This is a genomic window from Pseudomonas brassicae, assembly GCF_010671725.1.
Taxonomy (GTDB): domain Bacteria; phylum Pseudomonadota; class Gammaproteobacteria; order Pseudomonadales; family Pseudomonadaceae; genus Aquipseudomonas; species Aquipseudomonas brassicae.
In genome coordinates, this window is record NZ_JAAHBU010000344.1 from 1 (window position 1) to 706 (window position 706).

Annotated in this window: 1 protein-coding gene; it reads right to left on the reverse strand. The window is 64.4% G+C overall.

Going from position 1 to position 706, the window contains the following annotated elements; genetic code table 11:
* Positions 1-706 (reverse strand): AMP-binding protein (locus G3436_RS21135; protein ID WP_163949100.1); only part of this gene is annotated, 706 nt, incomplete at both ends.

Consider the following 706-nt stretch of genomic DNA (forward strand, 5'->3'; position numbering starts at 1 on the left):
CACGACAGGTCCGGGATCGGCTCGCCGATCGGGCTGGCGGCGTCACCAGCCAGATCCGCCAGCGACACCGGGCGGTAGGTCACATGCACCGTGGTTTCGGTGATGCCGTACATGTTGATCAGTTGCGGTTGCTGGTCGCCGAAGCGTTCGAACCAGGGGCGCAGGCTGTGCACATCGAGGGCTTCGCCGCCGAACACCACGTAGCGCAAGGCCGTTTGGGTACCCGCTTGCGCGGGAGCACAGGCTACCTGCATCAACTGCTTGAACGCCGACGGGGTCTGGTTGAGCACCGTGACACCTTGCTCGCACAGCAACTGGTAGAACTCTTCCGGCGCCCGGCTGGTGGCCTGCGGCACGATGACCAGGCGGCCGCCGTACAGCAGCGCACCGAAGATCTCCCACACCGAGAAGTCGAACGCGTACGAATGGAACAGGCTCCACACATCACTCGGGCCGAAGTTGAACCAGTGCTCGGTGGCTGCGAACAGGCGCAGCACATTGTGGTGCGCCAGCAAGGCGCCCTTGGGTTTACCGGTCGAGCCGGAGGTGTAGATCACATAGGCAAGGTTGGCGGGATCAAGCGCCAGGGCTGGGTTGCTGGTGGCGTAGCCGCTGAAGTCCGCATCCAGCAGCAAGGTGCGCACACCCTGCGGTGTCGGCAGACTCAAGTGCGACTGGGCCAGCACGACGCTCAGGCCACTGTCCT